This window comes from Bacillus sp. AF62 (genome assembly GCF_050312695.1).
Lineage (GTDB): Bacteria > Bacillota > Bacilli > Bacillales > Bacillaceae_G > Bacillus_A > Bacillus_A cereus.
On the sequence record NZ_JBNPJZ010000008.1, the window covers coordinates 1 to 8568 of the forward strand.

The window sequence follows — 8568 nt, forward strand, 5'->3', positions numbered from 1 at the left end:
ACACGGAAGTTAAGCTCTCTAGCGCCGATGGTAGTTGGGACCTTGTCCCTGTGAGAGTAGGACGTCGCCAAGCAACTTTAAGACGAGTCAGAATGACTCGTCTTTTTTGTATGCTTTCATACCTCTATCAATTGCATTTTTAACTCCTTCTAAATAAGAAAATCCATATTTTTTATCTGGCTCTAAGTAAGTTCCTTCCGCCCACTCATTCCATGCGTTAATAAATAAAAACTCGCTGTTATAAAAAGAGTAAGTACGATGAATTTGCTTGCTTAAATATATGGTGAACTTTTCAGGGGTAGAACCTACAAAGATGCTGCTATTTGCGTTTTTACGTCGTGCAGTATTATCCCAATCAACAAAAGCCCCAGGAAATGTTTTTTTCTTTGGGAGCGATCGTTGTAATATATACATCCATACTTTATCGTAGTCCCAAACATTCAATTGCATATCAGAATCATATATGACCTTATTTATGTCTGAAGAGCTATCATGGGCAATTGTATAGAAAGGTTCAAACTGAATGCTAGCATCGAATCCATTTATATTAGGTAGTGGAAAACTGTTTAATGTTTCAGCAAAGTATATGCCTTTTAAACCATTTTCTCGCGCTAATGCATTCCAGTAATTAAGCATTTTTTCACAATCAGGAATATGTCCTGGACGATAAATAATGAATAGAGGTTTATCATCTATATAAATATATCTCTCATCTTGGAAAGCCTGTAATAAATAATCAAAGTGTTCCTTCCAATCAGATATATCTCCGTAATCTTGAGGCATTAATATATGTTTATCGAGACCATCCCAAGATTTTGTCCATGGTTCATTTGCCCAAGAAAGACAAAAAGGGAAGTCAGGTTCCTTCATCTTTAGTACGTCATTAAAGGGTGTTTCTAATAGTCTTTTTCCCTTAAACCAATAATGATAATAACAAAAACCATATATACCGTATGCTTTAGCGATTTCTGCTTGCCACTTTCTTACGGAGGGGCTAGTTAAGTCATAATAAAAATCTTGATAAGGTTCCCTCGGTTGATAATGTCCTGAAAATAAAGGGCGTGCACTTTTAGTATTTGTCCATTCAGTAAATCCTTTCCCCCACCATCGATCATTTTCTTTAATTTGATGGAATTGTGGTAAGTAAAAAGCGATTATTTTCAAAGTATATCCCCCTCATGTTTTTCGTAGTTCAATTGTTGGGAAGGTATTCTTGATTTGGTGGAGCAATTTTAAAACAAGAGATATATTAGCTGTTTACTGCTTTTTTATGGTATGTATTGAATTTGTTTTTACAGCTTACTTAATAAGAGAGTATTAGGTAATTTGATATATAGCTGAAATAGAAAGTGCTTTTCGTCATGAAATTAAGTGTATTACGTTGAATAAAAGGAATTAAATTTTTTGAAGGACAAAGAGGGCTTGTGGTAATCGATTTACATCATCAAAAAAGTCTTGTAGCTTTAAATATTTTTCATAATGATTTTCAATATAAGTCCTAGGTATAACGGTTTCTCCGTAAAAACTACTATTTCTAACATCCCCTGCACCAGTAGCGCTGTGGACAAATTTTCCGTTTTCATAATCCGAGATAGCGCGATGTATATCTGGAAAAGCTTGAGATAAAGTTTTATGCCATCCTGTTTGAATTAATTCAGGATGTTCGTGGAATTGTTGACAAAAATCAAGAAAATAGCGCGCTTGTGTTGTTGCGATGAAAATTCCACCAGGGCGAAGAACTCTTGAAAATTCTTTTATCCAATTTTCAGCAGTTTCTTCGGATAAATGTGAGAATACAGAATAAGCGAATATGATATCTAATGAATTGTCACTAATAAATTCTACAGGGGGATGTGGACTTGCTATTTTATATATCCCTCTTCCTAGTGTTTCATTACAAAGTGTGATCATCGCAGGATCCACATCAATGCCAAGTAAATTTTGATCAGAGGCATCTTTAAATAAGAAGCGTATAATTCTTCCCCATCCGCAGCCGAAGTCTAAAACTTTACTTTCTTTATTCACGGGAACCCCTAAATTCTGGGCGTATTGTTTTATATAGCTATAAAACAAATATGCTTCATAAAGAGCATGTTCATAGGAAGCACCTACAAATTGTTTTTGAATTTCTTCAGGAGGAAACCTAGGTACGGGAACCCCATTTATCGTTGTTTGGGAACAACTTTGTATAAATAAATTTAGAAGTTCAACATCAGATAGTGAATTAACAAGATTATCAAAATCACTTCCTAACTTAAAGTTATGCATTTGTCAAACCTCCGAATTATATAGTGATTAAACCTTATTTTCTTGCTTTTTACTAATAAAAACATGTAAAAATTCAGCATCTAACCCGAGTGATCTATCCTTTTGTAAATAAACAATGGTATACATATTTGTGTGTGTATAAATATATTCAATCATATCCTGCCCCCAATCGAACGTTACTAAAGACCCATTCTCATCAATAGGGTTTCCGTGATAAATGGGCTCTTCAATATATTCAATCACCTCTTTATTCAATCTTGCTCTTTGCACAGTTTTTGTGAGTGTATGATACCAAGGGACAGTAAATACATGAGCGCCGCCAGGTTTTAATACTCGTTCTATTTCTTTAAAGGCTTTGTTTGGCGTCATTACATGCTCAAAAACGTCTTGAGTAATGAATAAATCAAAAGATTCATTTTCAAAAGTCATGTCTTCTAAGTTCTCACATCTAATTCCTTGAAAGTATTGGCCAAGAGGATAGTTTTTAAAGTATTGAGAATATGTATAGTTTTTACAGTTTTTTAATAGTAGCTGAGTTGTAATTCCTCCAGGAGAGGATTCGTGGATACTATAGGAATCCCATTTTGGAAAAAATGTGTGTAAAGTATGGATTAAAGCTCGCTGCCTTGGGATAGAGTTACATGTAGAACATAAATAATGATCTCTAAGCCAATCATTATGCTCTATAAATGTAGCTTTCTTTTCGCAAATAACGCAGTACCCATTATTGTGTTTCAAATTGATTTCCACACGACATCACTCCTATGTTACATGCAATCTATTTATGGAAAGTATGATACACGTCAACAATCGGCGAAATCAAAGGGAATAGGTGAAAGTTAGGTATCTCTTAAAATAGCGATTAGGAAAAGGGAATAATCAGTTGAAGAGAACCCGACTCGAATTAAAGTTTCACTTTATGCTATGCGATGCATTAGCTTTTATTCATAGAAAAATGTATAGACTTAAAGTATCCCTCTCGTGTATGGGTACATTTCAAAGTCCTGTGCATATATTTCTGTAACTAAATCCATAGTTTCTTTATCATAAAAGCTTTCGTATGTTGGAAATCGTGGGAAGGCTTCATCTGTAATGCTAAGTTCTGCATAGCTCCCTGCATAAATCATCTTGTGGGCGCGATGATGGTCTGAATTTGTAAGAAGTGCTAAATTGGATTTTATCAAATCGTACGTGTGTTCCAGTTTGGTGATTTGTGCATTAAAATCTTCTAAAGGAATATAACATTGGATGAAGTTTTCTTCACCAGGGACGTATTGTTGGCTAAAATGTATATCTATTGCTAGGGAATTGGAACCAAATGCCTGAACGTAATATAAAAATTGTTTAAATGATATTCCTTGATTACTATATTTATCATTGTAAAAATAATGACGGATACTTTCCCATTGGGGGCTAGCGTATGGATTGTCAGCAAGTAATAGAAATGAGCTGACAGCCCTTGTATAGGGATTTCGCACAAGTTTACAAACATCCTTTTTACCTTCTAGAAGACCATTCTGTAACTCTGGTATGTAATTTATATTGTTCTTATACACCCAGAATTCATAGTAATGAATAAAGTCATTGTATTTCTTTGCTTCAGTAAATAATCCAATTTGAAAAAAGAACCAATTAGCTAATGCGGTGCATCCGCTTCTGTGACTCCAAAATAGTATAAGGGGAAAGTCTTTATGGTAATGCGGAATTCGGTCTTTATGTAGAATTACATGATTTAAAAGCTCTTGATTTATATTTTTCATGAGTTTCGCACTCCTTTTTTTTGAGAACCTTGTGTATGTAGAAGTTTTTTTATGGGTTAAACAAGTGAGGATTGTTTATTAAATATATTCATGGGGATGAGTAAATATTATGAGTGTTTTTGCAGTCAATCTGAATAAGGAAGTTCTTCCAAAATGAAAATAGAAAATAAAGATAATGAAAATTTATAACAAACATACAATGATAAGAAGATGAATAATCGAAATGATCCAGTTTATTTGTGTATGTTTTTAGGTTTGACGATGGGAAAAATTTATTACTAGAGAGATGATATTATGAGGAAGAATAATTATTTAATAGTAGGTGGAAATAGTTTCATTGGTATCAACCTCGCATTGGGTTTATTGAAACAGGGGCAAAATGTAAAAGTATTTTCCAGGCATATAAATAATTTTCCTCAAAATATTATAAGTGAAGTTGAATTTATTAAAGGTGATTTAGAAAATGTTGAGGATATATATAAGGCTTTAGTGAATATAGATATTATTATTTATTTAGCTGCGACGTCTAACGTAGCAACTTCAATTGAAGATGTTTTCGGCGATATTAATAGCAGTTTATTTTTTCTTAATTTCATGGAAAGTGTTAAAGATTTTCGTATTAAAAAAATTATATTAGCTTCTTCGGGAGGCACAGTTTATGGTGAACCTGAATATTTGCCTATTGATGAGAAACATCCATTAAGACCACTTTCCCCGTATGGAATAACAAAAGTTTCGCTCGAGAATTATTTGTATTTTTATAAGAGAAAATATGGAATAGATTATGTTGTATGTAGATATTCTAATCCGTATGGAAAATACCAAAACCCCTTAAAAAAAGTTGGGGCGATAAATTGTTTTTTGTATCAGCATCTCAGTAATGAAAGGATTAATATATATGGGAATCCAGAGGAGATTATTAGAGATTATATTTATATCGATGATTTAGTTGAAATTACTATACAACTAGCACAATTAAATCAATTGAAATCTTGCGTATATAACATAGGGAGTGGCAAAGGTCTTTCTTTAAAACGAATTATTGTGGAACTAGAGAAAATAACAGAAAGAAAAGTGGATTTTATCTGTTATAAACAAAAACAAGAGAACGTCCAAAGAATCATTTTAAATATTGATAAGATAAAACAAGAATTGAATTGGGAACCTAAAATAGATTTTAAAAATGGGATTAGATTAAATAAGCTATGGATTGAAGAGTTCTTATATAGTAAAAAATAATAAACCACACTCTACTTGTATTTAAGCAGAGCGTGGTTTATTATTTTACTTCTTTTTCTATTACCCAAAGGTCTTGATGTTCCCACCAAAATCCTTCAGTATACTTTTTGATGATTGGGTTATAGGGCAATAATTTAATTTTGTCACACACGTAAGAGGGGCTAACTATCGTTTGTCCGTACTGATTAACATCTAAATCGAATTGTTCACTAGAAGAGAGAAACCAATAGCCCTGTTCGTTTAAATTTGGAAACCCGAAATATTTTTTACTTTGATAGCCATGGGTTGTGAAAATGAATAAACCACCAGGTGAAACAGCGTTATACAATGTTTGAAGCCAACGAAACCAAGTTGTATCAGGCATATGAGAAAAAAAGGATAGACAAAAAACAATATCGTACGTAGAGGAGTCTAATTTTAACTGTTCGGGCTCAGGATGAGATAATATAGAAGGATTATTTAATTTGTTTTCAATAAAGGAAATGGCCTCTTCGTGTATATCACAAGCGGTTATACTCAAATTCGCTTGTAGATTTAATAAATGACGTGTTACGCAGCCGTATCCAGATGCAAACTCTAACAATTTGATTGGATTGCCTGTAGGAGGATAAAGGGAAGTGATTAAGTCTAAGAGTATTTGTGCTGAGTTTTGCCCGTCTTTAAAATAGTAATCTATCGCTTCTTTTTTTGATGGGAAAACGGGATTAGTGACAATGAACTGAAAGATATGATCCTCAGGATGGATACTTGCATTTACATTGTAGCTGTGTGCGATTTGAGAAATTAAATCTTTATGTTCCTCTATAAAGTCTTTCAAAGAGTATTCCCCCTTAAATAATAGTATCGCCTTACAAGAGATATTGATGGCAGAGAAAGCATACGTTTAAATTTTTAAGTATGCTTTAAGATACTTTCTATATGTATACATTTTCATTTTAGAAATGTCATCGATAGTAAAGCTTTCTTTAATGAAATTTTGCATTTGCACAACTTCATTGTAATGGGAATATGAATCTTCTGTTCTTGTTACACTATTTAAATGTCGTCTATGATAGTTTAGGGGGGCTGGATTGAAGTAAATATCTCCCTCTGTAAGAAGAGAAACATAGAAGAACCAGTCACCAGCTATTTTGAACTTTTCTAACTGTTTTTCTGTTTTCTTCATATCTATATTTTTAAAAACTACACTCGAGACATTAGGTATAGTGTTTTTGATAAGTAACGTATCTTGTATTTCGTCGACGCCTTTTCGAAAATAGGGGGCTTTCCATTTCTCTTCATCGATATCATTTGTGTAATTTAAATAATGATTAGCCAATACATTTCCTTGTTCGTCTATTTGTTTTGATTGTGTGTAGCTTAAGGCAATATTGTTATTTATATAAAACCCCTGCATCACCTCTTGTAAAAATGTCTTATCGCATAAGTCATCGGCCTCTGCAATCCAAATATAATCACCAGTTGCTGCAGTGACGCCTTTTATCCATTGTTTAAATACAGAACCAGAGTTTGTATCATTAATAACCTGTTGAACCTTCAGATGGATCTTATTTTCTTTTGAGAGCAGTTCTTTAAATGTTGATACGCTATGATCAGTGGAGGCATCGTCTAAGAAAATTAGTTCGTAAAGAGGGTAGGTTTGGTTTAATATTGATTCGATTCGATCAGGTAAGTATTTTTCATAATTATAGTTTGGTATGATTACGCTTATCTTTTTGTAATTATGTTCGAGAAGATCTAGTAATTGATAAATGTAAGTAAGAAAATTGAAGTTTTTTTCGATAAGTTCTTGGCCAAAGCTTCCCTTTTGTAATCGTAATCCCTCATCATGAATAAATTCATATATTTTTTCTAGCATTTTGGGTAAATTTAAAAAGTCTACTAAGGCACCGGTTTTTTCTGTAACAACATCCTCAAAACCTCCAGCATTTTTAAACCCTATAACAAGAAGTTTTGCATCTAATGCTTCTAAAACAACATTTGGAAAAGGATCTTCCCTTGAAGTTAATAAGTATAAGTCAGCTCCGGCGTTATATAATCCGATATCGGGAGTAGGATCGATTACTGTGAAATGTGCTTTATATTTAGGGGGCAGTGTATTCAGGAATTGAACATCTGTTCTCCCTACCCAAATAAAATGAATATCCTTGTGAGTCTTTCTTACTGAGTAAGAGATAAGTGAGAATAGATCGATTCCTTTTCGATAATCTGCGAAGCCTACACCCAGGATGATTTTGCTATCTAGAGGCAGGTTAAGCTTCTTACGTAACTCATTTCTAGCTTTTGCGATATTATTCTTATAAGGATTGTGGTTAAACAAACCTTGAGGGAGAATGTGACATTTTTGAGGATCCAATTCAGTGATTGTACGAAATTTTTCTTGTACGTATTGTGAAGGGAAAACAACTTTGTAAGCAAATTCAGCGATGTTTTTAGCTTTCCCTTCAGCAGAGTACTGTTGTATTAAATGCGGTAATTCATGTATTAATGAAACAACTTTTATATTGTGTCTAGCTAGTAATGCGACGATATCGCCACTTATGACAGTGCTACATATGGCGAGGGTAAAATCCTGTGATAATAAATCCTTTATTAATAATTCGACCTTTTCTTTTGTTTGATAATCTTGCTCGAGACAATAAACAGGACCGTACTTTTGGAAATCGGGAATTAAAATACCGGATCCAATAGAAATAATTGCAACAGAGTAATCAAAGTTTTCTTTAAGAGCCTTAATAGTATGTAAAGAAAGTAGCTGTGCTCCGTGGAAATGGGCATCATGGGATACATAAATTATCTTTTTATTAACATGCATTTCATAACGCCTCCTAAGTTTATTAGATTTCTTTTCCTTTTTGTTGATTAAAGGTAAAGAAGAGAAATGTTTTATATATAATCCCCTAGAGATGAGTAGAAGGGGGGCGTACGAAAAGAAAAAATATTATCCTTAATATATATTTACTTGGTCTCGCATTCATTCTTTAGAAAAGTATTAGTATTAAGTTAGAGAGTGTAGTCTGCAGATTGTTAGTTTGAATACATACGTTTATGAAGTTCTAAGGATGTGTTAGAAATTAAGAGAGGGTAAAGCTTTTATAATTTATAAAATAAAAAAGATAAAAAGTATTGACGATTGATCTACAGGGGTGTAATATAGGACAAGTCGCCGATGACATTAACGTCGCAAGCGACAAACGAAATGAAAAACTTAGTTGACATTAACTAATGAAGATGTTAACATAAGGAAGTCGCAAATGAGCGACCAAGTAGTTCTTTGAAAACTGAACGAAACAAACAACGT

The 8568-nt window shown here is 33.1% G+C and carries 7 protein-coding genes; 1 reads left to right on the top strand and 6 read right to left on the bottom strand.

Annotated elements, in window-relative coordinates:
• Positions 1–87: 87 nt before the first annotated feature.
• The 4 genes from ACQRBL_RS01260 to ACQRBL_RS01275 all read right to left on the bottom strand — a co-directional run bounded on the left by ACQRBL_RS01260 (position 88) and on the right by ACQRBL_RS01275 (position 4028).
• Positions 88–1164: a glycosyltransferase WbsX family protein gene (locus ACQRBL_RS01260; RefSeq protein ID WP_000690984.1), complete on the bottom strand. Its 1077-nt coding sequence runs from the start codon at positions 1162–1164 to the stop codon at positions 88–90.
• A gap of 231 nt (positions 1165–1395) precedes the next feature.
• Entirely contained in the window at positions 1396–2268 is an 873-nt protein-coding gene (locus ACQRBL_RS01265) for a class I SAM-dependent methyltransferase (protein WP_411996742.1), read from the bottom strand.
• A gap of 27 nt (positions 2269–2295) precedes the next feature.
• Positions 2296–3018 carry a class I SAM-dependent methyltransferase gene (locus ACQRBL_RS01270; protein ID WP_000405127.1) on the bottom strand — a complete coding sequence of 241 codons (723 nt, stop codon included), beginning with the start codon at positions 3016–3018 and terminating at the stop codon, positions 2296–2298.
• Between the two features lie 215 nt (positions 3019–3233).
• Positions 3234–4028: a sulfotransferase family 2 domain-containing protein gene (locus ACQRBL_RS01275; protein ID WP_000790050.1), complete on the bottom strand. Its 795-nt coding sequence runs from the start codon at positions 4026–4028 to the stop codon at positions 3234–3236.
• Between the two features lie 294 nt (positions 4029–4322).
• Here ACQRBL_RS01275 and ACQRBL_RS01280 point away from each other — a divergent pair, with 294 nt between their 5' ends.
• A complete protein-coding gene (locus tag ACQRBL_RS01280; RefSeq protein WP_001230828.1) occupies positions 4323–5267 on the top strand; it encodes an NAD-dependent epimerase/dehydratase family protein in 945 nt (314 codons plus the stop codon).
• Between the two features lie 40 nt (positions 5268–5307).
• On the opposite strand, the gene ACQRBL_RS01285 is transcribed toward ACQRBL_RS01280, so the two are convergent.
• Positions 5308–6084 (bottom strand): class I SAM-dependent methyltransferase, encoded by a 777-nt coding sequence (locus ACQRBL_RS01285; RefSeq protein WP_000651236.1) that lies wholly within the window; start codon positions 6082–6084, stop codon positions 5308–5310.
• A 66-nt stretch (positions 6085–6150) separates the two neighbouring features.
• The gene (locus ACQRBL_RS01290; protein ID WP_411996743.1) at positions 6151–8082 is read right to left on the bottom strand and encodes a glycosyltransferase; all 1932 of its coding nucleotides are present in this window, start codon (positions 8080–8082) and stop codon (positions 6151–6153) included.
• Positions 8083–8568: the final 486 nt, after the last annotated feature.

Excerpts from the sequence above, each read along its gene's own strand:
- ACQRBL_RS01290 (WP_411996743.1), bottom strand. The coding sequence starts at position 8,082 with ATGCATGTTAATAAAAAGATAATTTATGTATCCCATGATGCCCATTTC.
- ACQRBL_RS01265 (WP_411996742.1), bottom strand. The coding sequence starts at position 2,268 with ATGCATAACTTTAAGTTAGGAAGTGATTTTGATAATCTTGTTAATTCA.
- ACQRBL_RS01280 (WP_001230828.1), top strand. The coding sequence starts at position 4,323 with ATGAGGAAGAATAATTATTTAATAGTAGGTGGAAATAGTTTCATTGGT.
- ACQRBL_RS01275 (WP_000790050.1), bottom strand. The coding sequence starts at position 4,028 with ATGAAAAATATAAATCAAGAGCTTTTAAATCATGTAATTCTACATAAA.